General features: G+C 56.6%; 19 protein-coding genes and 1 tRNA gene. 7 read left to right on the forward strand and 13 right to left on the reverse strand.

What is annotated here, in order from left to right; all coding sequences use genetic code 11:
* Positions 1 to 194 precede the first annotated feature (194 nt).
* Positions 195 to 3,071: a Cna B-type domain-containing protein gene (locus HMPREF9241_RS04750; RefSeq protein ID WP_006681143.1), complete on the reverse strand. Its 2,877-nt coding sequence runs from the start codon at positions 3,069 to 3,071 to the stop codon at positions 195 to 197.
* A 411-nt stretch (positions 3,072 to 3,482) separates the two neighbouring features.
* Here HMPREF9241_RS04750 and HMPREF9241_RS04755 point away from each other — a divergent pair, with 411 nt between their 5' ends.
* On the forward strand, positions 3,483 to 6,320 hold the full coding sequence (locus tag HMPREF9241_RS04755) for a Cna B-type domain-containing protein (protein WP_131367640.1): 2,838 nt from the start codon (positions 3,483 to 3,485) through the stop codon (positions 6,318 to 6,320).
* Positions 6,321 to 6,502: 182 nt separating this feature from the next.
* Here HMPREF9241_RS04755 and HMPREF9241_RS04760 read toward each other — a convergent pair whose 3' ends face one another.
* Complete coding sequence (locus HMPREF9241_RS04760; protein ID WP_006681145.1) at positions 6,503 to 7,339, reverse strand: ADP-ribosylglycohydrolase family protein; 837 nt, start codon at positions 7,337 to 7,339, stop codon at positions 6,503 to 6,505.
* 216 nt (positions 7,340 to 7,555) lie between these two features.
* Between HMPREF9241_RS04760 and HMPREF9241_RS04765 the strand changes: the two genes are divergently transcribed.
* The 5 genes from HMPREF9241_RS04765 (at position 7,556) to HMPREF9241_RS04785 (ending at position 13,164) form a co-directional block, all read left to right on the forward strand.
* On the forward strand, positions 7,556 to 8,983 hold the full coding sequence (locus HMPREF9241_RS04765) for a purine-cytosine permease family protein (RefSeq protein WP_006681146.1): 1,428 nt from the start codon (positions 7,556 to 7,558) through the stop codon (positions 8,981 to 8,983).
* A gap of 29 nt (positions 8,984 to 9,012) precedes the next feature.
* Entirely contained in the window at positions 9,013 to 10,773 is a 1,761-nt protein-coding gene (locus tag HMPREF9241_RS04770) for an adenine deaminase C-terminal domain-containing protein (protein WP_006681147.1), read from the forward strand.
* Between the two features lie 8 nt (positions 10,774 to 10,781).
* Positions 10,782 to 11,780 (forward strand): adenosine deaminase, encoded by a 999-nt coding sequence (add, locus tag HMPREF9241_RS04775; RefSeq protein WP_006681148.1) that lies wholly within the window; start codon positions 10,782 to 10,784, stop codon positions 11,778 to 11,780.
* Positions 11,781 to 11,977: 197 nt separating this feature from the next.
* The gene (locus tag HMPREF9241_RS04780) at positions 11,978 to 12,808 is read left to right on the forward strand and encodes a class I SAM-dependent methyltransferase (protein WP_006681150.1); all 831 of its coding nucleotides are present in this window, start codon (positions 11,978 to 11,980) and stop codon (positions 12,806 to 12,808) included.
* A 2-nt stretch (positions 12,809 to 12,810) separates the two neighbouring features.
* Positions 12,811 to 13,164 carry a cupin domain-containing protein gene (locus HMPREF9241_RS04785; RefSeq protein ID WP_006681151.1) on the forward strand — a complete coding sequence of 118 codons (354 nt, stop codon included), beginning with the start codon at positions 12,811 to 12,813 and terminating at the stop codon, positions 13,162 to 13,164.
* Between the two features lie 106 nt (positions 13,165 to 13,270).
* On the opposite strand, the gene HMPREF9241_RS04790 is transcribed toward HMPREF9241_RS04785, so the two are convergent.
* Positions 13,271 to 13,344, reverse strand: a tRNA-Val gene (locus HMPREF9241_RS04790).
* An 85-nt stretch (positions 13,345 to 13,429) separates the two neighbouring features.
* Positions 13,430 to 13,828, reverse strand: coding sequence for a DUF3052 domain-containing protein (locus tag HMPREF9241_RS04795; RefSeq protein WP_006681152.1), 399 nt, complete (start codon positions 13,826 to 13,828; stop codon positions 13,430 to 13,432).
* Positions 13,829 to 14,110: 282 nt separating this feature from the next.
* On the opposite strand from HMPREF9241_RS04795, the gene aceE reads away from it, so the two are divergent.
* Positions 14,111 to 16,849: a pyruvate dehydrogenase (acetyl-transferring), homodimeric type gene (gene aceE, locus HMPREF9241_RS04800; RefSeq protein ID WP_040318609.1), complete on the forward strand. Its 2,739-nt coding sequence runs from the start codon at positions 14,111 to 14,113 to the stop codon at positions 16,847 to 16,849.
* A 136-nt stretch (positions 16,850 to 16,985) separates the two neighbouring features.
* On the opposite strand, the gene aspA is transcribed toward aceE, so the two are convergent.
* From aspA to HMPREF9241_RS04845, 9 genes are all read right to left on the reverse strand, one after another.
* Positions 16,986 to 18,449 carry an aspartate ammonia-lyase gene (aspA, locus tag HMPREF9241_RS04805; RefSeq protein ID WP_006681154.1) on the reverse strand — a complete coding sequence of 488 codons (1,464 nt, stop codon included), beginning with the start codon at positions 18,447 to 18,449 and terminating at the stop codon, positions 16,986 to 16,988.
* Positions 18,450 to 18,658: 209 nt separating this feature from the next.
* Complete coding sequence (locus tag HMPREF9241_RS04810; RefSeq protein WP_006681155.1) at positions 18,659 to 19,009, reverse strand: acyl carrier protein; 351 nt, start codon at positions 19,007 to 19,009, stop codon at positions 18,659 to 18,661.
* A 3-nt stretch (positions 19,010 to 19,012) separates the two neighbouring features.
* Complete coding sequence (locus tag HMPREF9241_RS04815) at positions 19,013 to 19,516, reverse strand: DUF3145 domain-containing protein (protein ID WP_006681156.1); 504 nt, start codon at positions 19,514 to 19,516, stop codon at positions 19,013 to 19,015.
* A 138-nt stretch (positions 19,517 to 19,654) separates the two neighbouring features.
* Positions 19,655 to 20,146: a peptide deformylase gene (gene def, locus HMPREF9241_RS04820; RefSeq protein ID WP_006681157.1), complete on the reverse strand. Its 492-nt coding sequence runs from the start codon at positions 20,144 to 20,146 to the stop codon at positions 19,655 to 19,657.
* Positions 20,146 to 21,957: a proline--tRNA ligase gene (locus HMPREF9241_RS04825; protein ID WP_040318555.1), complete on the reverse strand. Its 1,812-nt coding sequence runs from the start codon at positions 21,955 to 21,957 to the stop codon at positions 20,146 to 20,148. Before HMPREF9241_RS04825 ends, def begins: the two co-directional genes overlap by 1 nt.
* A gap of 86 nt (positions 21,958 to 22,043) precedes the next feature.
* Positions 22,044 to 22,490, reverse strand: coding sequence for a hypothetical protein (locus HMPREF9241_RS04830; RefSeq protein ID WP_006681159.1), 447 nt, complete (start codon positions 22,488 to 22,490; stop codon positions 22,044 to 22,046).
* Between the two features lie 103 nt (positions 22,491 to 22,593).
* Entirely contained in the window at positions 22,594 to 23,088 is a 495-nt protein-coding gene (locus HMPREF9241_RS04835; protein WP_006681160.1) for a hypothetical protein, read from the reverse strand.
* Positions 23,089 to 23,105: 17 nt separating this feature from the next.
* Positions 23,106 to 24,281: a flavodoxin-dependent (E)-4-hydroxy-3-methylbut-2-enyl-diphosphate synthase gene (ispG, locus tag HMPREF9241_RS04840; protein ID WP_006681161.1), complete on the reverse strand. Its 1,176-nt coding sequence runs from the start codon at positions 24,279 to 24,281 to the stop codon at positions 23,106 to 23,108.
* Between the two features lie 226 nt (positions 24,282 to 24,507).
* Positions 24,508 to 25,557 (reverse strand): threonine aldolase family protein, encoded by a 1,050-nt coding sequence (locus tag HMPREF9241_RS04845; RefSeq protein ID WP_006681162.1) that lies wholly within the window; start codon positions 25,555 to 25,557, stop codon positions 24,508 to 24,510.
* Positions 25,558 to 25,566 lie beyond the last annotated feature (9 nt).

A 25,566-nucleotide genomic window follows, 5' to 3' on the forward strand; every position in this document is an offset into this window, starting at 1 on the left:
TTGTATTGGTGCGCGTTGGTTCCCTCTGACGGGGCACTAATCGAACGAAGTTAATGTGACCGGATAACGATAACAAAACACCTCCCAGGGATTGCCGGGAGGTGAATGTTGTGCATGACTAGCTCACTCGATAATGAGGAAGCCAGTTACTGTGCCGGGTGGGTCCGCTAAACGGCGGGCCCACCCGCACTTGCTTATGGACGACGGCGCTTGGATACAGCCCAGATTCCCGCAGCGAGCAGGGCAACGCCCCCTACTACTAGGCCTTGAACTGCCGAGCCGGTGCGACCCAACGAAGGTGGGATGTCCTTGGTGTTAGTAACCACGTACCCCTCGGCCGCGCTACCGCTAATGGAGGAGGTGTAGCCAGGAACTTCTACCTCAACCACCGTGTAAACGATCTCAGTCTTTTTACCATCAACCGTCACATACTTCGGCAGGTCGGTAAACGTACCCTTCCAGCCATTCTCGGCAGTCAGTTCCAAAGACTTATCCGTCTGTTGACCATCAGCCAACAAGTTGATAGTCACAGAACCCGGACGATCAGCCTCCACATCACCAGACCACCGCTTCTCAACAGGTACCGAGGTAACTGGCGGAGCGTCCTTGGTGTTAGTAACCACGTACCCCTCGGCTGCGCTACCACTGATAGAGGGGGTGTAACCAGGAACCTCTACCTCAACCACCGTATAAACGATCTCAGTCTTTTCGCCATCAACCGTCACATACTTAGGTAGGTCGGTAAACGTCCCCTTCCAGCCATTCTCAGCAGTCAGTTCCAAAGACTTATCCGTCTGCTGACCATCAGCCAACAAGTTGATAGTCACAGACTCAGGACGGTCAGCCTCCACATCACCAGACCACCGCTTCTCAACATCGACCGATGTGGGAGGTTCGTTAACGATTTCAACCTCGATCGTCTTTGTGTCTTTGTTTTCCGTCACTACTGCGCCGTGAGACATGTAGCCATCGACGTCATGCTCGACGAAGGTCAGCGGGATCTTCTCGCCCGTCTTGGCATCAATGAGGCTGCTTGGATCGGGATAGTTGGTTAGCTCAGCCTTCCAACCATTCTCCTTTGTGAGCTTGATGGTCTCAAGTACCTTGTCCCCCAGCTTCACGTCCACCGAAATGCTCTCGGGGCGGTCCTTGGGATCGTCATTTTCCCACTTCTTTTCCAGCTTCAGTTTCCACGGGTCGGGATCGCCAAAAGTTAGCTTGCCGTTGTTTGCGATACCAGCTCCTGATATGCCCACACCAGTGGCTACGTTATCGGTGATCTTCACAGTCGCGAGAGTCTCCGCGATGGCCTTAGCGTCCTCAGTTGGAACAGACTTAAAAACCATATTCTCGGTGACTTCTTCGTTTGGCTTGATAGCCGTGTTCGGCCCCTCCGCCGAGTAGCGTGGAACGGCTTTACCGTCCGACCAGTTGGTATGAACACCAGATGCCGACCCGTCTTGGAACCATTGACGGGGACTACCGCCGAGCATTCTTTCAGTAACTACAACCGAACTGTGTGTCTCTGGATTATCTCCAAAGTACTTCAGGATGCTAGCGAAGTCATCGCCGGCCCCACCGTTCTTATCCTTGTGAACATTTGGAACGCTATTGTCAAAAATACCCACGCCTCGAGTTACGTGCATAACTGTCGAACCGGTGGGACAGTTCCACACGCCACCGCCTTGGGCGCTAATGGTCTTACCACCGATGCCGATCAGGAAGCCGGGTTTAATGACGTTGCCACGAATGAGGCCATTGTAAATAGTCACTTTGGCATGGGTATCGTTGTACATCGCCCCGCCACCCCAGAAACCTTCCGCAGTGTTATCGCTGAGAGTAGCAGCATAGATAGAGGCCACCGTCTTTCCACCGAACGAGATGCCTCCACCGGATTTTGCGGCCGTGTTAGAAGTAATGTCTGCGCCAGATATTTCAACCTTAGCATCATCCGCGCTGATTGCCCCGCCGAAAGCAGTGGTCACGTTCTCTGTAAACGTTGCGCCACTGATGTTCAGTGTGCCTCCGACTTGATACAGGCCACCTCCATCGCTCGAAGCGCTGTTAGAAGTTATCTCGGCGCCGGCAATATCGACCTTCGTATCGCCCGCTGTGCAGATCGCACCGCCGGAACCAATAGACACGTTCTCTGTAAACGTTGCGCCACTGATGTTCAGCGTGCCTCCGCTTTGAAAGAGGCCACCTCCAGCGCCTTTATAATCCCCGTTGTTGTTGCCTTGAACAACAACGCCACCTGACAGAGCAACGTTGCTATTGATAAAGGCAAGAGCCCCACCGCGCTCCGTAGAGTTCTGCTGTAGAACCCCTCCAGTTATTTTCACTGAGGCATCTTCACCGTAAACTGCACCGCCATAGCCTTGGAATCTGGGGTGACTAATAACGTTTCCAGTTAACGTTCCGCCCGACATCTCGAAAGTACGCGTTCCGCCGTCGCGCGACCATAAACCAACAACACCACCGCGTAGCAGACCCGTGTTATTGCTCAGCGTTCCGCCTTTTACTCGCACGGTGCCGTTATAAGCCGTGATAGGAGCGTACTTCAGCTTTTCAACCCCCGCCGGGAGAAGTTTGCCGGACTCATCTGAAACGTTGTTTCCCGAGAACTCGGCTTCTCCACCAATGGTCAGGGTTCCGCCATTAACAAAAACGACCGGGCCGGTTACCGCAGTGTCGCGGATCGCGCCGCCTACAAGGTTCATATCGCCCGCAACGCTAAACTGTGCATTGGTGAAAGTCGGACCGGATAGGGTGAGTGTTCCACCCTCTTCTACCGAGAACAGCGGAGATCTATTTCCGCTGATCTTTCCACTACCCGTGAAGGTGACTTGTTTCCCCGCGGGCACAACCAGCGGCTGAGCACCGCCCTCTACGGTGATTTCTGATGCGATTGACAGTTCTGTTGACTCGCCGTCACCAAGACCATTAACCGTAGCAATAACGTCGTCCCAGGAATTAATATCGGCTGCCTGAGCTACTCCCCCGGACATCCCGACTGTTGCCAGCACTGTGGCCAGCAAAATCCCGAATGACCGCACCCAAGGGCCCCTCATTATTTGCTCCTCTCATAAGAGCGACCTCTGGTCTGCTCAACAACGGGCCAGATTACGCGCAACGTTACTTCGAGTCTTTCACATATGGGACTTAATTCCCAAGTCTTTTCGCGATCATTTGGCTTAGCGAGATTTCTTGTGTTTCCGACCACTTTTCACGCCGGGCGACACGTCGGATCGTATCCGACGATTCCGCTAGGTGTTGGCTCGCGTTGTGATTATTTTGTCTACACAAAGTAGTATCTTGTTTCTTCGCGATTCCTCTGACAGTATGGCTTTAGTCCTATAAGTCCCCCGGCCTTTTCCGAGGCTCTTCTTGCACTCTAAAAAAGAGGAAAAGTGAAAAGCACAAAGCGTTACAGTTTTCTCCCCGCCTTGTGGGCGGCATGTCTAACGGTATTTCTAGTGGTGATGGGCACTGGCCTTCCCCCGGTTGCCGAGGCCACACCAGAATCCCCGGACCGGCAGGTTCTCAAGTGCTACGAAGAGGGCCGGGTTCTGTACTGTGAGCCGGACCGTCTAGAAGAACTCATCGCGCAGGCTGGAACTACTCCGACCAGGATTGAAATTGGTAACGGTACCGAGACTCTGCTGACGAAGACTATTGTCATTCCCGCTGGCGCAGACATTGAGCTAGTGGACGCAGACATAGCTCCATGGTCCTCTGAAACCAATATTATTCGTGATGACGGTGATTTCACCGGCAGCCTACTGAAGGTTGAAAAGGGCGCAAAACTCACCCTTTCTGCCAGGACTGAAAACGGCGAGGGCATCATTATCGACTCGCGCGCACAATACGACAATGTTGTGACGGGATCCAGCTTCTCCCCCACGATTCTCGTGGAAGGCGAACTGGTGATGAACGCCGGCACCATTACCGGCGCACGGAAGCTGACTGGCTTCTATCGAGGTGCTGTCACGGCGCAGGGCGAAGAATCTAAATTCACTATGAATGGTGGAACGATCACCGATAATCACCGCCTGAAAAACACCCCCGAAAGCGTTCAGCGTGGCGCAGGGAACGTTGCATTGAATTCCGGCGCCACGATGGTTATGAACGGTGGCGAGATCTCCAAGGGCGAAACAGATACTTCGCCGTACGCTTACGGAGAAGTAGGCGGAATTGGCGTCTTTAACGGCGCCCACCTAACAATCAACGGTGGCAAAGTCACGCAAAACACCGGCTGGGCCGGCAATATCAATGTGTTCTCCTGGATCTGGGATTGCCCAGCGCCTGATGAAGACACGACGTCAACGCGTTCAACGTTCGTGTTCAATGACGGTGAAATCTCGAACGGTGATGCGGGCTTTGGTGGCGGTGGCATAAACATCTTCGGAAATGCCGACGTCACGATGAACGGTGGCACCATCAAAAACAACCATGCGAGCAACGGTGGCGGTGTCAATGCTATGGATCTGTTCGTGAAGGGCACGGATAACACTGGGAAGGAAGTTGCCGCGGAGGGTTTCACGTGCACCAAGGCTAAATACGGCGAACCGAATACGGAAGCGTGGACCACACTTTCCCCCGGCGGCTTCACTATGAATGGCGGTAGCATTATCGGCAACAGTGCTTCCCGCACAGGTGGCGGCGTAAACGTGGTTTCCAACGGTGTACACCTTAACGCAGGTACGATCAAGGGAAATAGTGCCGACGATCAGGGTGGCGGCGTGTACGTTGCAACCAAGTCGTACACCGCCCATTTCAAGGACGCCCTCATCACCAAGAACAGCACAACCGATGGCTGGGTTGCAGTCGGTGGCGGTGTTTGGCTCTGCCCCACAGGGAGCATGGTGACACACGTCACGAACGGCGTAGCGGTATTCGATAACGAATCCCCAACGACTGCTACCGATCATCACTGGGGCGATGACATTGCGCATGACAACTATAGAGGGGGGTCCACTTCCGCACGCATGCTTATCGATTCGCACATGCTAGGTGGCGGCGACTCTACCTTCTACAAGGATGGCGGCTACAACGTGCCTCGTTTCGACGCCGAGAATCCTGGTAAGAAGCAGGTGTTCGATGGTGAGGAGAGGGAATCCGACGAAACCAGTGATTATCGGACCTCGCTTCAGAACGCAGGCCTCAAGACCATTACTGACCAGAACGCGAAGAATAACGCGAAGTCCTGGGCGAGGTTGATTATCACGGAGAACCAGTCTCCGCGCGGTGGCGGTATTGGCTCAAACGGTGGACTTGAGTTTGGAACCCCAGAAAAGACCGAGGTAAAGGTTTCCAAGGCGTGGAAGGACTCTAAGGGCAACGACCTTGTTGACGAAGCTTCTAAGGTTGCTGTCAAGGTGCAGCTGGTGGGATCAGTTGGCGGTGAGAAGTTCTACATTGGCCAGCCGGCAGAGCTCAATGCTGACAACAAGTGGACGCATACGTTCAAGGACCTGCCCAAGACCAAGACCGTCGAAGGTGAGCAGGTAGAGGTCACGTACTCGGTTGAAGAGCAGGGCGTTGACGGAGCCAACACAGTTAAATTGGAGGGCACCGCGCAGGACGGCCTGAAGATCACTGCCCCACTAGCGATATCACCTGTAAACGTGCAGCTCCTGCAATCTACCGACGGCATTAACACGAGCCCCGTGGGTGATCCAGTAGTGCTAGATGAGACGAATGACTGGACATATACCTTCGATGGACTACCAGCCACGAAGACCACTGGGGACGAGGATTCCGAGAACACCGAGGAACACAATATCTCCTACTCTGTCAAGGAGCTGGGCGTTAGCGGATTTACCATCAAGGTAGAAGGTGATACAGAGGAAGGCTTCACTGTCACGAACACCCAGGTACCTCAACCCACACAGGTGGATGTGACCAAGGTGTGGAAGGACAATGAGGGTAACGATCTTGACGCGGGTTCAACGAAACCGGTTAAGGTCCAGCTGACCAGAACAATCAATGAGGAAACCAACCTGGTTGGTGACCCTGTCGAACTAAACGCTGAAAACGAATGGAAGCACACGTTCACAGATCTGCCTCGGTTCATGATCAGCGACGGCAAGCGCGCAAGAATCACTTACGCCGTTGAAGAGCTCCCCGTTGACGGCTTCACCTCTACGGTTTCGGGCAATGCGAAGGATGGCTTCACCATCACTAACGTGAAGAACCCGCCGACGGAGAAGCCACGCAAACCGATGCCACGCACTGGTGCTGAGATTGGCTCGGCTATTGTCCTCGCACTTGCCCTGCTTGGTGGCGGCGTAGTGCTAGTAAGGCGCAACCGGGAATAACACACCACATGCGTCGCCCAATAAACCGGGTAGCGCATAGCCCGTAATAGTTTGGCCGGCCACTTCAAGTGAAGTGACCGGCCAAACTCATTTAAGGAACGTTGCGCATAATCTTTGCTCTACTCCCCGTACAGCGCAAGGCTCGGCAGTACCGTGACGGCGCGTAATGGAAGCAGGCTCGCCTAGAGCTCGGCTAGACCAGCCTCGTAGGCAATCACATACCCGCGAAGGTCTTGGGGAAGGTATTCGAGGGCGGTATCGGACATCAATCGCATTTGGGGGTCTACTCCCCCGTTGTGCTTGTAATACGCCCAGGCGATCGAACCGGTGATGGCCCCCATGGTGTCGGCGTCACCACCCAACCAGATGGTGTTTCGGATTGCCTGCTCAAAGCTTTCCGATTCGAGGAAGGCCTGGATCGCCTGCGGCACGGTTTCCTGGCAGGATTCGTAAAATCCGTAGGTGGGTTTGATTTGTTCGATGGTGAAGTCGAGGTCGTAGAAGTTTTCGCGAATGTAGCCTGCTATCTCCTGCTGTGTTTTACCTGTTTGCGCTAGGTAGATCGCGGCAGCTACAGCCTGCGCGCCTTTAATCCCTTCGGGATGATTGTGTGTGACTTCCGCACTGGCCTTCGCTAAATACAAAGCCTCTTCAAGGCTGGTGGCAAGTTCTGCCGCTGCACACACCCGCATCGCACTACCGTTGCCCCACGAGTTGTAAGGCTCTGGATTCTCTTCGCCTAGCCACATCCCAAAACTGCCGCCGTATGCGCCTTTCGGGTCTGGAAACCTGCGCCCCATCGTTTGCATGTGCGATACGAGGAGGTCGTGCAGGTTCTGCTCCGATCTGGTTCGCTCATCGAGTGCCTGGTAGTCCTTGATGGCCATGGCAACCGCGATGGTCATCAAGGAGTCATCAGTGAAGTCCGCTGCTTGAGGAAACAGCTCAAAGTCGTAGGTATCAACGGGCTGGAACTCATAGTCTGAGCCCACAATGTCACCAATAATCGCGCCAATCATTCTCTGCTCCCTGTTCAACTATTGTTGCCGCGGATAGGCATTCTGCATCCAGCTTCGGCAACTATCTTTCGCTTTGCAATCCACTCTATTTCTTTAGGGACGGCATTAAACCAGAAATCGCTTTACAGCAAGTTGAATCGGCCTAGGCGGTTCTATAAACTCGAGATCGGATCCTAACCCAGTTCGGCTGGGCACCTTGAAAACTAAGGAGACAATTTGTCAGATCCAGCGGCTCTTGAAACCTCTTCAGGTATCGATCAACAGGGCATTGATCTCGTGCCACCACATCGTCGGCACGGAAAAGCTATCGACTTATTCTTCCTCTGGGCCGGCACAACCACGAACATCTTCACCGTCTCTTACGGCGCGCTGCTGGTGATTCTTTTCGGCCTCAGTTTCTGGCAGGCTATCGTGGCGATCGTCGTCGGCAACCTAATCGCCTACCCGCTGTTGGCGCTGGCCTCGTTGCAGGGCCCCAAGACCGGCACGACCAACATGACGATCAGCCGCTCTAGCCTGGGTCCTCGAGGCGGACGAGCAAATGGCCTGTTCTCGTGGCTGATGTTGCTCGGCTTCGAAGCTGCTGGTCTGGTGCTCGTTTATTACGCGATTGCCGCGCTACTAGGCATTTTCGGCATCGATATCTCGGGCGTTACGCAGGTCGCGGGCATCGTGGTGCTCGGCCTTATCCAAATGCTGCTGCCGCTGATCGGCTACAACTTCCTGATGGCAGCGCAGAAATTCGCCACGATCATTTTCGCCTGCGCGTTCGTAATCCTGGCAGTACTGATCCTGCCCAAGGTAAACATCGCGACGGGCGAGGTAGGCGCCGACATCAACGCGATGATCAGCGCGATCAGTCTAGTAGTGGTCTCCGGCGGCCTGAGTTGGGCATGCTCCGGCTCGAACTTCTCACGATATTTGCCCGAAGAAACCAGCCCGTTATCGGTTGGCACCTGGGCCGCGCTGGGCGGTTTCGTGCCGTACCTCTTGTTGCAGAGCCTAGGCGCCGCCATGGCTACGGTCGCAGTCGGCCCCGACGTTGACCTCTCCGACCCGCTAGCCGTTCCCGCGATCTTGCCTGCGGGGTTCTCTGTGCCGTTTCTACTTCTAGTGGGCTTCGGCCTGATGGTACAAAACGGCACCAACCTTTATTCGTCGTCACTTAACCTGCAGACCGCCGGCATCCCGGCAAAGCGCCCGGTGGTTGTCGTCACTGACTCGATCATTTGCATCTTGATCACTATCTTCGCGGTCGCCCAGTCGTCGTTCTACGCGCTGCTGAGCGCCTTCGTCGGTTCGCTGAGCGTCTGGCTAGCACCTTGGATCACGATCTATCTCGTCGATTGGGTCATGAGACGCGGCAATTACGATCTGGCTGGCTTGATGAACGACAAGGGCGGGGTCTACTGGGGCGTCGGGGGCGTGAAGCTGCCCGGATTCGTCTCGCTGATTGCCGGAATGATCGCTTCCGCGCTATTTGCCAACACCGGATATTTCATCGGCCCGATTGCAGCTGCGATCTCGCCGCAACACCCGGAATATGCCCCTGACTTGGCGATTCCCGCCGGGATAGTGGTCAGCGGCGTCCTGTTCATAGCACTCACAATCACCAATAAAAAGAAGAACTTAGGGATCGCGTGACCGCGCGCCCCTAAAGCGAAGGAGTAAAAATGCCTAACCGGCACGTAATGGATGTGGCCTACGGCAGGGCACATGCTGACAAAATCATCGAAAACGGCAAGCTGGTTAATGTCCTAACTGGCGAGATCTATCCAGCAGACGTGGCCATCGCGGACGGCCGTGTGGCTGCCGTCGGCGATGTGTCTGTGCAGAAGGGCCCCAATACCGAGATCATCGACGCCGAGGGCCGCTACCTGACCCCGGGTTTGATCGACGGCCACTTGCACATCGAGTGCTCGAAGCTCTCTGTGACGATGCTCGCCGACATGGTCGCACGTTATGGCACCACCTCGGTCATCTCCGGACTCGATCAGGTGTTGGTCGCCGCAGGCATTGACGGCGTCAAGGAGTTCCTGGCGGAGGCCGCCGACTCGTCGGTACACGTCTGGTGGGGAGCACCCGCTAAGGCGCCCTACACCATCCCCGAGTCCAACGTCGGTTATGCGTTCAAGGCCGAGGACCACAAGATAGCCCAGGAGCTGCCCGAGTGCGTCGGCCTCTGGGAGACGGTTCAGGAGATGGTTGAGGACGGCGATGAGGACGTTCTGGCCGCGATGGACATGGCGGAGAAGAACCGACTGCACGCCTTCGGCTGCGCGCCTCTGGTGGACGCCCGCAGGGTGGCTGGATACGCCTCTTCCGGGGTCGTCCTATGTCACGAGTCTTACTCGCCTGAGGAAGAGCTGGAGAAGTTGCGCAACGGCATCGACATCATCATCAGGGAGTCGACCGCGGCCCCGATGCTGCGCGAGAACATCAAGCTGGTCACCGAGATGGGCGCCCCGAGCGACCGTGTCGGTTTCTGCACCGATGACATAACCTCGAGCGATGTGCTTGGCCGTGGCCATCTCGACTACGTGGTTCGCCTGGCCATCGAGTGCGGCGTGACCCCGATGCAGGCAATTCAGATGGGCTCGATCAACACCGCTCGCATGTACAAGCTCGATCACAAGATCGGCTCGATCGCGCCCGGCCGCTTCGCCGACATCCTGTTCGTGGACGACCTGAATGACTTCCGACCCGCACGCGTGATGACCGCTGGCCGCATCGTCGCCGAGAACGGCAAGTCGGTCGTAGCTCCGGTGGCGCCCGAGCGCACCTCGGTTGTGACCGACACCTTCAAGCTGAAGGAAGTGGACGCAAGCCGCATCAAGGTCGAGGCCGAGGGCTCCAAAGCAGTCGTTCAGGCGATAGTGCTCAGCAAGGACGTGGCCTTCCGCCGTCCCGGCGCGGAGATCGAGCTGGACATCGTCGACGGCGTGGTTCAGCCCTGCACCGAAAAGGACGCAATCATGGTTGCCGTCGCCGAGCGCTACGGCAAGACCGACAACCTGCCGGTTGCCTTCATCAACGGTTTCGGTATCAAGAAGGGTGCGATCGCGACCTCCAACTCGCCAGATGACAACAACGTCGTGGTGGCCGGAACCAATGCGGCAGACATGGCCCTCGCCATCAACGAGGTGACTAGGCTTGGAGGTGGCCAGGTGGCTGTTGCCGATGGCGAGGTCATCGGCAGCTTGCCACTGCCGGTAGCCGGCATCGTAGCTGACATTCCAGCTGAGGAGATGGCCGCTGCCGAACAGGAGATGGATCGCATCGCCCGCGAGGAGTTGGGCAGCGATCTGCCGTCGCCGTTCGGCCAGCTGTTGTTCCTGTCGATCACCGCAATCCCGGAGTGGGCGATCACCGATCTGGGCCTGATCGACTGCGTCAAGTTCGTCGTCACCGATCCTGTAATTTCCAGCAACTAGGACTCAAAGTGAAGATTTCACCCTTCGTTCAGAAACTGCCCAAGGTTGAGCTGCACCTACACATCGAGGGCACGCTCGAGCCGGAGCTGAAGTTCAAGCTCGCCGAGCGCAATGGCATCAAGCTCGCCGAGGAAACCCCCGACCAGGTTCGCGAATCATACGATTTCGACGATCTGGCGTCCTTCCTGGCTGCGTACTACGACGGCATGAACGTGCTGCTGACCGCCGAGGATTTTTACGACCTAGCCATGGCATACCTGAGCAAGGCAGCCGAGCAGAACGTGCGCTACGTGGAAATATTCTTCGACCCCCAGGCGCACACCTGCCGTGGCGTCTCGTTCCACACCGTCATCCATGGTCTGCACCGCGCCCAGGTCGAGGCCGAGAAGAAGTTGGGCATCAAGTCGGCTCTGATCATGTGCTTCCTGCGCGACTTCCAGGCCGAGTATGCGATGGCCACGCTGACCCAGGCCCTGGATTACAAGCACTGGATCATCGGCGTCGGGCTGGACTCCGACGAAACTGACAATGCGCCCGAGAAGTTCGCCGAGGTCTTCGCTCGCGCTCGCGAGGAGGGCTTCCTGCTGACTATGCACGCCGACGTCGACATTAAGAACTCGATCGAGCACATCCGCCAGCTGATCGAGGAGATCAAGGTTGACCGCATCGACCACGGCACTAACGTCATCGAGAACCCCGACTATGTGCAGTATCTGGTGGACAACAAGATCGGCCTGACCAGCTGTCCGGTTTCCAACACCTGGGTTTCGGACGGCTCCAAGACTCAGCTGATCAAGCAGTTATCTGACAAGGGAATGAAGATCTGCATCAATTCCGACGACCCTGCATACTTCGGCGGCTACATCGGCGAGAATCTACAGCTAGTTGCCGATGAGTTGGACGCAGACGAGGACTTCCTCAAGCAGCTCTGCCTGAATGCGGTGGATATTTCGTGGGCCACCCCGACGCTCAAGCATCAGCTGCGGGAAGAGATTGCCGCCTGCTAAACCTTTCCAGCAACATAATTGGAGCCTTGGCTCAATGAAGCTGCTCCCTCGCACAGCGCGAAGCTCAACACCCCATCTACGTTATTAATAGCTAGCTTACGGATTGCGCGGACGTACATCGTCTGCGCAATCCTCTCTAACAACACAATGCATCCTTAGGTTGGGCTTACCTAATTCGTTCTAGTACTGTTGGCATCATGGACACAGATAAGAATGAACCCCGCCTTCCGCAAAGTGACCGGTCAACTCGTGTTGCGGCAGGCCATTGGGTGCTTGCCCGGGCAGGCAAGCGAGTTTTACGCCCGGGCGGATTGAAACTAACGAATCGAATGTTGGATGCGGCCGATCTATCTGGCAAGAAAGTGCTGGAATTCGCTCCGGGATTGGGACGTACGGCCACGCTCATGCTTGAGCGAGGAATCGCCTCCTACACGGGCGTGGATCAAGATCCAGATGCCGTCGCACGAGTGCAGGCAATGGTGGGGCCGAGGGGCACAGTTGTCAATGCAAATGCGCAAGACACCGGCCTTGAGTCCGAATCAGCTCAGGTTGTGGTTGGTGAAGCGATGCTGACCATGCAAGGCGATAAAGGCAAGCGAGAGATCATCGCCGAAGCGTTCCGACTGCTTCAACCAGGCGGTTGCTATGCGATCCACGAACTTGGACTCACCCCTGACAGCATAGACGCGGCGTTTGCGGACCAGTTGCGACAGCGCCTAGCCCGCACGATTAGGGTTAATGCTCGCCCTCTTACTCGCGCTGAATGGTGCGGATTGTTAGAACAGTCGGGTTTTTGTATCGAATGGGTGGGATATGAGCCGATGGCTTTACTGTCCCCACGTCGTAATCTAGCCGATGAAGGCATAGTCGGAGTTGCGCGAATTATGCGTAACGTTGCGCGTGACAAGGATTTGCGTCGCCGCATATTGGATATGCGCGCAACGTTCAACGAATACCGCGACAGTTTAACCGGCATCGCTATCGTCGCGCGCAAACCCACCGCTAGCCTGGAAGAAAAGGAGATTTGATTATGACTGAACTCAAACCATCATCAGCAGGCGCGCTGGGGTTTATTGAAAACCTTGCGCAGCACGTTGAGTATTGTGCGAACTCAACCACTTCTACAACGCTCATGCGCGCTGAGGGGGTGAACGTGGTGTTGTTCTCGTTCGACGAGGGAGAAGAACTATCCGAGCACACCGCCGCGATGCCGGTGATTGTTCAAGCCCTTGAAGGTGAACTAGAAATCAGTGGGGACGGTAAAACGGTGACGTTGCGTCCCGGCGGAATGGTGCATTTTCCTACGCGCCTACCACACGCGGTTAAAGCACTAACCAAAGCAAAAATGGTGCTTTACATGATGAGCCGACCATCGACGAACTAAGTACTTCACGCCAATTCGCGCAGGAGCGGACCGGAACCGGTCCGCTCCTGCGCGTTGACTTTAGGCAGTATTCACGTTGGTGGGAAAAGCACGTGGGTACCAAAAGTGGGCCCGGCCGGATTCGAACCGACGACATCTGCGGTGTAAACGCAGCGCTCTGACCAACTGAGCTACAGGCCCGTTACCCGCACACGCGCGGGAACAGTCGAAAGCATACTGGGCTTGCGTTTCTCGCGCGAATCCCAGTGGCTTTTTGAGACTAAAATCAACGACCCCGAGGACGAGCCGTCAAACGAATACCCGCCCAGTCATTACCAACCGAGGCAGCGGACGTGGAATGCAATCCCGCAACCTTCGCAGCTTCTTCAACATCAGCAACAGGAACGGTTCCAGCACGACCCGGCTTCGGGATGAAGACCCAGATCAGACCACCGTCATCAAGGTTCGACAGAGCATCAACCAGAAGGTCGGCAAGATCATCTTCTTCAGCATCATCTGCACGCCACCACACGATGGCACCGTCAACGACATCTCCGTAGTCCTCGTCGACGAGCTGTTCGCCCGTCTCGGATTCAATGGAGACGCGAATCTGCTGGTCAGCATCATCGTCGACGTAAAATTCTTGAACAATCTGTCCCGGTGTGAAACCGAGGCTCACCGCCATGATGAACAACCACCCTTCGGCGTGAGCGCACGGAGCGCTGAAGTATCTAACACCCTTTTATCGTATTGCACATCACTGCTGAAACTCCATTTGTCCACGCCGTGAAGACCAGCGGAAAGGTCGAGCACATCTTCCCGATGGCACAGCGTGCAATAATGAGGCATTACTCATGGGTCAGAAGTCCCTGTAGGGGTCGCATGAAGAGCCCGAACAGTGGACAATAGGAACAAGGTCACGAAGCCGTGCACCACCGTAAAAGCTAAGCAATACCAGAGGGGATTCGTGAGTCACTTGAGCGAAAACCATCCCGTTGTTAACGGCCTGATTAGCCAGGTTCCGGACAACGATCCGGCAGAGACCGCCGAATGGATTGAGTCGCTGTCCGGATTGATCGACGAAAAGGGTGGTCCGCGTGCCCGCTACATCCTGCTTCACATGCTGGATCAGGCACGCCACCAGGGCGTCCATGTTCCGCAGGAATACACGACTCCTTACGTCAACACCATCCCGGTGCACGAAGAGCCCTACTTCCCCGGTGACGAGGCCATGGAGCGCCAGTACCGCCGTTGGATCCGCTGGAACGCAGCCGTCCAGGTGACGCGCGCACAGCGCCCCGGCGTCAAGGTCGGCGGACACATCTCGTCCTACGCATCCGTTGCCACCCTGTACGAAGTTGGTTTAAACCACTTCTTCCGCGGTAAGGATCACCCGGGCGGTGGCGACCACGTCTTCTTCCAAGGCCATGCCTCTCCGGGCCCCTACGCACGTGCGTTCGTCGAAGGTCGTCTTTCCGAAGAAGAAATGGACGGCTTCCGTCAGCAGGCATCGACCGAACACGGTCTGCCCTCGTATCCGCACCCGCGCCAGCTCCCCGACTTCTGGGAGTACCCCACCGTCTCCCTCGGCCTCGGCCCGGCAGAAGCCATCTATCAGGCATGGTTCGACCGCTACCTGCACCTGCGTGGCATCAAGGACACGTCGCAACAGCACACCTGGGCATTCATCGGCGACGGTGAAATGGACGAGCCCGAATCGCGTGGCATGCTCCAGCTTGCCGCCCAGCAGGGCCTCGACAACCTGACCTTCGTCGTCAACTGCAACCTGCAGCGCCTCGACGGCCCGGTCCGCGGTAACGGCAAGATCATCCAGGAACTGGAAGCCTTCTTCAAGGGCGCCGGCTGGAACGTCATCAAGGTCATCTGGGGCCGTGGCTGGGATCAGCTGCTCGCCTCCGACAAGGACGACGCTCTTGTCCACGTCATGAACGACACGCTCGACGGCGACTACCAGACCTTCAAGGCCAACGACGGCGCATACGTTCGCGAGCACTTCTTCGGTCGCGACCCGCGCACCAAGGCCATGGTTCAGAACTGGACCGACGACCAGATCTGGGCACTGCAGCGCGGTGGCCACGACTACCGCAAGGTCTACGCCGCTTACAAGGCAGCGATGGAGCACACCGGCCAACCGACCGTCATTCTGGCGCATACCATTAAGGGCTACGCTCTTGGTTCGCACTTCGCAGGTCGTAACTCAACCCACCAGATGAAGAAGCTGACGCTGGAAGATGCGAAGCAGCTACGAGATCGTCTACAGATTCCGATCACGGACGCAGAGCTCGAACGCGATCCCTACATGCCTCCGTACTACAAGCCGTCTGAGGACGATCCGGCACTCCTCTACATGAAGGAACGTCGCGAGAAGCTTGGCGGTTGGGTTCCCGAGCGTCGTGACGACCGTCAGCCGAAGCTACCACCGTTGCCGACCAAGCCGTTCGAGGGTCTGTCGAAGGGCTCCGGCCCACTCGAGGTCGCAACAACCATGGCACTCGTTCGCCTGTTCAAGGACCTCTTCAAGGACAAGCAGGTTGGCCGTTACTTCGTCCCGATCATTCCTGACGAAGCCCGTACCTTCGGCCTCGACGCGATCTTCCCGTCCGCAAAGATCTTCAACACGCACGGCCAGAATTACACGGCCGTTGACGCTGACATGATGCTCTCCTACAAGGAATCCGAGCAGGGTCAGGTTCTCCACACGGGCATCACCGAGGCCGGCTCCGCCGCTGCCTTCCAGGCTGTTGGCACCGCATACGCGACCCACAACCTGCCGATGGTTCCCGTTTACATCTTCTACTCGATGTTCGGTTTCCAGCGCACCGGCGACCAGTTCTGGGCTGCCGGCGACCAGATGGCGAAGGGCTTCGTCATCGGTGCAACCGCTGGTCGTACCACGCTCGCCGGCGAAGGCCTGCAGCACATGGATGGCAACTCACAGGTTCTGGCTTCCACCAACCGCGCGTTCGTCTCCTACGACCCGGCATACGCCTACGAACTCCGTTACATCATGGAGGACGGCCTGGCACGCATGTACGGTGAGAACGATGGTCGTGACCCGAACGTCATGTACTACATCACCGTCTACAACGAGCCGATTCACCAGCCTGCAGAGCCTCAGAACGTTGACGTTGAAGGTATCAAGAAGGGTATCTACAAGGTCGAGGATCACTCAGGCCAGGGTCACAAGGTCCAGCTACTCGCTTCCGGCGTGGGTGTGCCGTGGGCACGCGACGCCAAGCGCATGCTTGCTGAAGACTGGGGCGTTGACGCAGCCGTGTGGTCAGTTACCTCGTGGAACGAACTGCGACGCGACGGCCTGGATGCCGACGAGCACAACTTCCTCCACCCGGAGGAAGCACCGCGCACCGCGTACCTCACGCAGAAACTGGCCGGTTGCGAAGGCCCATTCATCGCAACCTCCGACTTCGACACGCTGACCCAGGATCTGATCCGCCAGTGGGTGCCCGGCGAGTACCGTGTGCTCGGTGCCGACGGCTTCGGTATTTCCGACACCCGCCGTGCAGCACGTCGCTTCTTCCACATCGACGCTGAGTCGCTGGTCGTTCGCACCCTGCAGACTCTCGCCGATCAGGGCAAGATCGATCGTAGCGTCGTTGCTCAGGCAATTACGCGCTACGACCTGTTCAACTGCGGAATCGATTCTGTTGCAGACCAGGCACACTAAGACGAACTACTACCCTGACGCGGCGCTCAGTCGCCGCGTCAGGCCTCGTCAATAAGACAAACGAAAACTGCTGGGATACTCACCCGAGTGTCCCAGCAGTTTTTTATGCGCCGAGCGTGCGACGCCATATGAACGATTACTCTTCGTCCTCCAATTCCACGACCGACGGGTCGCCACCCGAGTAGTATCTCATGTCGCGGTACTTCGGGCGCAACAGGTTTTCAACGCTGAGCAGTTCATCCAGCGCAGCCTCGTCCAGAAGTCCCATTTCAAGAACAACCTCGCGAACGTTGCGACCACTACGCGCACACTCGCGACCAACCGCGTCACCGTTCGCGTGCCCGATCACCTCGTTAAGGTAGGTGACAATACCGATCGAGTTCAGGACATTGTTACGACAGACATCCTCGTTTGCCTCGATGCCGATGACGCAGAGCTCACGCAGGGTCCGTATCGCGTTCGCCAGCAGGTTGATGGACTCAAACAGAGTTTGGCCGATTACCGGCTCCATGACGTTCAGTTGCAACTGGCCAGCTTCAGCCGCGAAGGTCAGCGCCACATCGTTGCCCATCACCTTGAAGCACACCTGGTTCACGACCTCCGGGATCACCGGGTTCACCTTCGCCGGCATAATCGACGATCCGGCAGCGCGTTCAGGCAAGCGAATTTCACCCAAGCCCGCACGAGGTCCAGACGACAGAAGTCGCAGGTCATTGCAGATCTTCGATAGTTTAACCGCAAGACGTTTAATGGAGGCGTGCATCGACACGTAGGCACCAGTATCGGAGGTTGCTTCCAACAGGTCGTCCGCTCCCCTGATCGGCAGTCCCGTGACCTCACGCAGGCAGTGAACGACGGTGTCCTGATATCCGTCAGGAGTATTCAGGCCAGTGCCAATAGCGGTCGCGCCAAGGTTAACTTCCAGCAGTAGCGCCGAGTTGTTACGCAGACGCGGGATCTCTTCACCCAAGAGCACACTGAATGCTTCAAACTCTTTGCCTAGGCTCATAGGGACGGCATCCTGTAGCTGAGTGCGCCCCATCTTGATGACGTCGCGGAACTGCAAGCCCTTCGATGTGAAAGATTCGATCAAACGCTCGAGTTCATCCACCAGATCGTCGACCTTCTTGTACAAGCCCAAGCGGAAGCCGGTGGGATAGGCGTCGTTTGTCGACTGAGACTTGTTGACGTGATCATTCGGGTTGATGTGCGCGTAGCGTCCCTTCGCGTACCCTAGGTGTTCCAGCGCAAGGTTAGCGACAACTTCGTTTGTATTCATATTGACGCTGGTGCCCGCACCACCTTGGAACACGTCGATCGGGAACTGATCCAAACAGCGCCCATCTTCCAGGATTTCGTCGCACGCCCAAATAATCGCATCGGCGATTGTGTCGCTCAGTGTCCCCAGCTTCCGGTTCGCCATTGCTGACGCTTTCTTGACGGCAACCATGCCACGGACAAATTCAGGTTCCTCAGCGATTGTCGAACCGGAGATCTGATAGTTCTCGATTGCGCGGAGCGTGTGAATACCCCAGTAAACCTCGAGCGGAACTTCTCGTGCGCCCAAGAGGTCTTCCTCGATACGCTTCGTTTCCCTCACCTGCGACTCCTTCGTCTGTGGTTACGTGTACTGAGCGATGCTTGTGAGCATGCTCAGCTTCACTACTGTGTTGCGCTATCTATGGTGACGTAAATCTAGGACGAAAGTCCACGACTTGCCGAAACTACACAAAAGAAAAACCGTCTCATCACCTTTTCTTGACCGAAGTCAAAGAAGATGAAAAAGACGGTCCTCGAACGCGGTTTCACCTACATGCGCCCCGCAACATCGGAAAGCACATCGTCCACTGTCTCCCACGCATCAACCTCAGTATCTCGAATCGATAGCTTCAACTCGTGTTCAATGCGTGCAACGATCGCGTACCTGACCAACGTATCGATATCCAGATCCTTTTTCAGCGTCAGGTCACCGCGCGCATCTTCGGGGGCAAGATCGACAAATTCCAAGATGGCATCCATCGTCACCTCACGCGCGTGCTCAGTTTTAGGGGACGAGGCCTCCCCCGCTTCATTGATCGCACCGCCTGTTTCAGGGGAGATATCGGACTTCTCCCCTTCAGCGTTGAGCGTGTACCCGAGCAGGTCAGCGATCGAACCCACCGGTTAGCCGACCTTGGAATTCAGATAGCGAACCGGTGCGCCGGCACCGGCGTGACGGAAGGATTCCAGCTCATCGTCCCACGCTTGTCCGAGGGCAAGATCAAGGCCTTCGCGCAATTCCTCGTAATTCGTGGCGCTCTCAATGGCGGCACGAATACGGTCTTCAGGAACGACGACGTTTCCGACAGTGTCCATCTGCGAGTGGAAGATGCCGAGTGATGGAGTATGAGCCCAGCGACCACCGTCCGTGGAAGCCGTGGCTTCTTCGGTGACCTCGTAGCGCAGGTGTTCCCAGCCACGCAGAGCTGAGGCGAGGCGCGCACCCGAGTCGACCGGTCCGACCCACGAGAACTCGCAACGCACCATGCCGGGAGCAGCGTCTTGCGCGGTCCACTGAAGACGCACATCTTGACCGAGAGCCGTACCAACTGCCCATTCGATATGTGGGCACAGCGCGGGCGGTGTTGAATGCACGAAAAGTACACCGCGGGTGTATGTCCCTCTCAATGTGACCTCCATAGTCTTTGAGGATCGTCTTCCCCTACGCCCTCAACTAGCACTGCCACATCTCACAACGGTGTAATTTAACTGTAAACGCCGTCGCACCATATAGCAAGAGGGTGCGACGGCGTTGCAACGACTCGATCAGAAGTGTGAGTTACGAATGTCCCTCAAAGCCTTCTTACGAGTCTTACGATCCAGGCGATCAATGTAGATCATGCCATCCAAGTGATCGCACTCGTGCTGCAGGCAACGAGCCATCAGCTCTTCACCTTCAACAACGATCGTCTTACCGTCCAGGTTGATGCCTTCGACGCGCGCATACCACGCGCGTTCGGTCGGATACCAGAGATCAGGAACTGACAGGCACCCTTCATCACCGTCTTGGAATTCGTCAGCCGACAGTTCCACAATCTTCGGGTTGAGGACGTAGCCGATTTCGCCGTCAATGTTCCACGAGAACGCACGAAGACCGACACCGATCTGGTTGGCGGCAAGACCTGCGCGGCCTTCCATGTCAACACCTTCAAGCAGATCCTCGACCAGCAGCTTCACCGAAGCATCAATATCCGTGATCGGATCGCACTGGGTGCGCAGAATCGGATCGCCGATGATGCGAATATCGCGGATTGCCATCATTTGCCTCCAAGAATCTCAGCGTGAGCAGCCTTCAGAGCTTCAACGGCCTGCGCGAGTGGCATTTCGGTCTTTTCACCGGTGGCGCGCTGACGAACCTCGACCAGACCATCCTTCAGGCCACGGCCAACAACCAGAGCCAGTGGAATACCGATGAGCTCGGCGTCAGCGAACTTGACGCCAGCCGAGACCTTGCGACGATCATCGTAGAGGACGTCCATGCCGGCGGCTTCGAGTTCTTCAGCGAGGCCCTTGGCAGTGTCGAAGAGCTCATCGCCCTTACCGGTTGCCAGAACGTGCACGTCGAACGGTGCGATCTGAGCCGGCCACGCCAAACCCTTATCGTCGTGGTTCGACTCAGCGAGTGCTGCGAGCACGCGGGAAACGCCGATGCCGTACGAGCCCATGGTGACAACCTGGGACTTGCCGTTCTCGTCGAGAACCGTCAGGCCCAGAGCCTCCGCATACTTGCGACCAAGCTGGAAAATGTGGCCAATTTCGATGCCTCGTTCGAGGTGAAGCGAACCTGAACCGTCGGGAGCCTGATCGCCTTCGCGAACCTCGGCGGCCTCGATGGTGCCGTCGACTGCAAAATCGCGTCCCATAACCAGGTCGATCACATGGTGACGATCCTGGTTTGCGCCGGTCACCCAGGTGGTGCCCTCAACGACGCGAGGATCCACAAGATAGCGGACGGAACCGGTCGGGTTCCCATCCTCGTCGGTTGTACGTGCCGGCGAGTTCGGTCCGATCACCTGCGGGCCAATGTAGCCACGGACCAGTTCGGGGTGATCCTCGAAGTCCTTGTCGGTTGCCATCTCAACTTCGGCGGGTGCGACAGCTGCTTCGAGGCGCTTCATGTCGACCTCACGGTCACCGGGCAGGCCAATGACGAGCAGTTCACGCGAGCCGCCAGGCTGGGTCAGAACGACGACAACATTCTTCAACGTGTCAGCTGAGGTCCATGCACGACCGTCTTCACGCGGGTATTGTGCGTTCAGCAGATCAACGAGGGACTCAATGGTCGCACAATCCGGGGTCGGAACAACGCGAGCCGGACCCACGTTGGACGCATCGACCGGATCCGGTGCCGACGTCGTCACTGCCTCAGCGTTTGCTGCATAACCACCGGGTGAACGAACGAAGGTGTCTTCGCCGATCGGGCTGGGGTGCAGGAATTCTTCCGAACGCGAGCCACCCATGGCGCCCGACATTGCGGACACGATGACGAATTCAAGACCAAGGCGGTTGAAGATCCGCTGGTAGGTCTCGCGCTGCGCATTGTAGGAAGCGTCCAGGCCCTCGTCGGTAAGGTCGAAGGAGTAGGCATCCTTCATGACGAATTCGCGACCTCGAATCAGGCCTGCACGCGGGCGAGCTTCGTCGCGATACTTCGTCTGAATCTGGTACAGGGTGGTCGGCAGATCCTTGTATGAGGAATACATGTCTTTCACCAGTAGGGTGAACATTTCCTCATGGGTGGGAGCCAGCAGGTAATCCCCCGCCTTGCGGTCGTTCAGCTTGAACAGCGTCGGACCGTATTCTTCCCAACGGTTCGTTGCCTTGTAGGGCTCTGCCGGGATCAGACCCGGGAAGTGAACTTCCTGAGCGCCCATGCGATCCATTTCTTCACGGACGATGCCTTCGACCTTGCGCAGAACGCGCAGGCCAAGAGGCAACCACGTGTAGATACCGGGGGCAGTGCGTCGGATGTAGCCGGCACGAACAAGGAGCTTGTGGGAATCGACCTCAGCGTCAGCTGGGTCTTCGCGCAAAGTGCGCACAAAGTATGACGATAGAGTTCTCAGCACGCCTTCAAGATTAGTGCACCACGTCAGTGGTGTGCACCTTGAGGTCATCGACGAGGCCGAGCTCCTCTTTTCTCACACATTGACGTTCAGGCTCTCACGCCCACGAAGCGCCTAGCCGTACGAGCATTGAGTTCTTTTTCGGCGACTTTAGGGTGTGTTCGGTAATAGTGCTCTGCTCGCCAGCCGGGGTACATCCATGTTGGCAGGCTCTGTCCACACATAATCCAGACAGCGATCAAGGGAACCAATGCAAAAAGGAAGATGACAATAGTGCGTTCGAACAGTGTCTCGTGGCCGATGATGGTCTGAGCACTGTAGGCACCGACTGCGATCCACAGGCACCCAACAACGGGCACAGCCGGCCAAATGATCGCTTGGATCTGAGGAATAACTGGAGTGGGGCTATACGGGAACAATCGTTCCATGGCAACGACGCGTGTACGACGAGTGAGACCAGCCCATACCCAGCACCAGCCAACAATGATGGTAAGGCCAGTTACTACGAGCATTGCTACGCCAGCCCACGGCGCCATATGTCCTCCTTTGGACCAGCCCGTCTAGCACAAACGATTTTGGCGAGCCACGACGGTTTCTCTAGTGTAACCGTCGAACGCGCCACGCGTCTGATTCAGAACGTTAGATGGACTCAGCTGCCTTACGGATGTCGCGAAGCATCATCATCGCCCCGTAGGTTTCAAGGGAAAGCAATCCGTAGAGCTTTGCCTTGTCAAGGTTGGTTCCGTCGCTGGTGTGACGTTCGCGCATATGGAGCATCGTGCGACCATTACCCAAGTCGAGCAGGGCAAGAACGCACGTTCCCATCTGATCGATTTCTTCACCCTCGGTTCCAGGCTTGGGAGCATTCAGGATGATGCACGATTCTTCCTCTTTAGCCTTTAGCAAGGATTCGTCTTCAAGAGCAGCTTCGATGATCGACCAGACAGTAGAAGCCGGAGCGTTAATTCGAACTGCTCGATCAACCTGAACGTCAGCGCGGGGCACAAGAAGATCACCGGGAAGTGAAATCAAGGCTTCTGAAGCGGTCAGACCCAGACGTTTCGGGAAACCGGTGGCGTACAGTGAGGCGCCGGTTGCAAGCAGTCCCAGACCGAAGGCACGTGATTTTTTCATTCTTGCAAGTCCTTTTCTTAGCGACCGACGGGAATAACTTCGACTTGACCATCCCCCTCAGTCAGACCCATTTCTTCAGCTAGCGCGTGTGCGCGAGCAATCAGAGTTTCAACGATCTGATCTTCGGGAACGGTGTCAACAACTTCACCGCGAATGAAGATCTGGCCCTTGCCGTTGCCCGACGCGACACCAAGGTCGGCTTCGCGAGCTTCACCAGGTCCGTTAACGACGCACCCCATGACGGCAACACGCAACGGAACGGTCAATTCCTTGAGACCTTCGGTGACGTTTTCTGCCAAGGTCCACACGTCAACTTGCGCGCGGCCACACGACGGGCATGAAACGATTTCAAGAGTGCGATCACGAAGCCCCATGTATTCAAGAAGCTTGGTGCCAACCTTGACTTCCTCGACCGGAGGCGCAGACAAGGACACGCGGATCGTGTCACCAATGCCTTCTGAAAGAAGAACCGAGAATGCGGACACCGACTTGATGGTGCCTTGGAATGCGGGACCGGCTTCGGTCACACCGAGGTGCAGTGGCCAGTCGCCCTTTTCCGACAGCTGGCGGTATGCCTCAACCATGGTGAGAACATCATGGTGCTTCACGGAGATCTTGAAGTCGTGGAAGTCATTTTCTTCGAACAGTGACGCTTCCCAGACTGCCGATTCAACGAGGGCCTCGGGAGTCGCCTTGCCGTACTTCTTCAGCAGACGAGGATCCAGCGAACCAGCATTCACGCCAATGCGCAAAGAAACACCGGCGTCGGATGCCGCCTTACAGATTTCTTTCACCTGGTCGTCGAACTTGCGGATGTTACCGGGGTTCACGCGGACAGCTCCACAGCCCGCATCAATGGCTGCAAACACGTACTTCGGGTTGAAGTGAATATCCGCGATAACGGGGATACGCGATTGCTGTGCGATGATCGCAAGCGCCTCAGCGTCCTTATCCGTCGGGCATGCGACACGAACGATGTCGCACCCTGCTGCGGTGAGCTCTGCAATCTGCTGCAAAGTTGCACCGATGTCGTGGGTTTTCGTTGTGGTCATCGACTGGACAGAAACGGGGGCGCCACCACCAACGCGAACATCTCCAACCATGATCGACCGCGTCTTCTTACGCGGGAACGGAGACGTCTTTACTGCGGGGATGCCTAAAGATATTTCACTCACGCGCTCATTATCTCCCACTTCGGCTGTTTCTTCTTAGCGCAAAGGTGTGGGAAAGGTTAATGAAGATATGTCACTGTCACCATTTAGTCTCTGCATTTCACTCAATGGACGCGAATTCAAGGGAGAAACATGGAAACCCGCGCTTTCACTTCACACCGGGCATCCGTTATCGGTGTTGGTACAAGGTAACTCGGAACTGACTGGGGTGATGTGAGTCCTCAAGCAGCTAAGGAGCTACTGGAGGTTAACACGCAGACGAGGTCGCAATCCACTGAAGGAGGGCAGCTTCGTCTTCATCTGTGGTGGACCACGAAATGACGAAACGAACCGCCACCGTGTCGGCGACCGGCGCCCATTTTTCGATAGCAAAACGCTCGCGCGCGTCCTCAGCCATTTCAAGCGGGAGAATCGGGAAGAGCTGGTTCGTCGGAGAATCCACCAGCATCTCAAAACCGGCGTCTTTGAATGCCTGTTCGATCCGCTGAGCGCGCTGGGTAGCCTCGCGCGTAATGCGAAGGTACAGACCGTCGGCGAACATCGTGCGGAACTGCGAGCCCAGGATCCAGCCCTTCGACGCCAGTCCGCCGTGGATCTTCATCATCGCACGCAGTGAGTAGTCAGCCTTTGACGCGGCGGGCAGGACCAGGGCTTCACCCATCATCATTCCGCACTTGGCGCCACCAATGGAGAACGCATCGGTCAGCGTTGCCAGGTCAGCGAAGGTCACGTCATTTGCTGACGACCCCATCGCATATCCCAAACGCGCGCCATCAACGTAAAGGCCAACGCCGAAGGAATGACAGATCTCAGAAATCGCAGTCAGTCGTTCGAGCGAATACAACGTTCCAAGCTCCGTGGGCTGGGAAATATACACCAGGCCCGGCGCAGTCACATGCTCACGCACACCGCCGTCGCGCCATTCAAGAAGAGTCGCTTCGAGCTCACTTGGGTCCATCAGGCCATCATGCGAAGGAATCGTATGAACACGGTGCCCAGAATTTTCAATCGCACCGGCTTCGTGGGTAGCAATATGACCGTCAGCGGTGGCGATCACTGACTGCCACGGGCGCAAAAACAGGTCGATCGCAAGATCGTTAATCAGGGTTCCACCGGCCATGAAACGGACTGCTCCACCGGGAATACCGCACTGGTCGAGGATCAGCTTTTCAGCTTCATCGCAGATCGCATCCATTCCATAACCGGGGAACTTCTGCATTCCAAACGCCGTCAAATCGGCAAGAATCTGCGGGTGAGCAGTCGCGGAATAGTCGTTCGTAAAAACAGCCTTGGCCATTTCAACTCC

Origin of the sequence: Schaalia turicensis ACS-279-V-Col4, from assembly GCF_000296505.1 — a bacterium.
Taxonomy (GTDB): domain Bacteria; phylum Actinomycetota; class Actinomycetes; order Actinomycetales; family Actinomycetaceae; genus Pauljensenia; species Pauljensenia turicensis_A.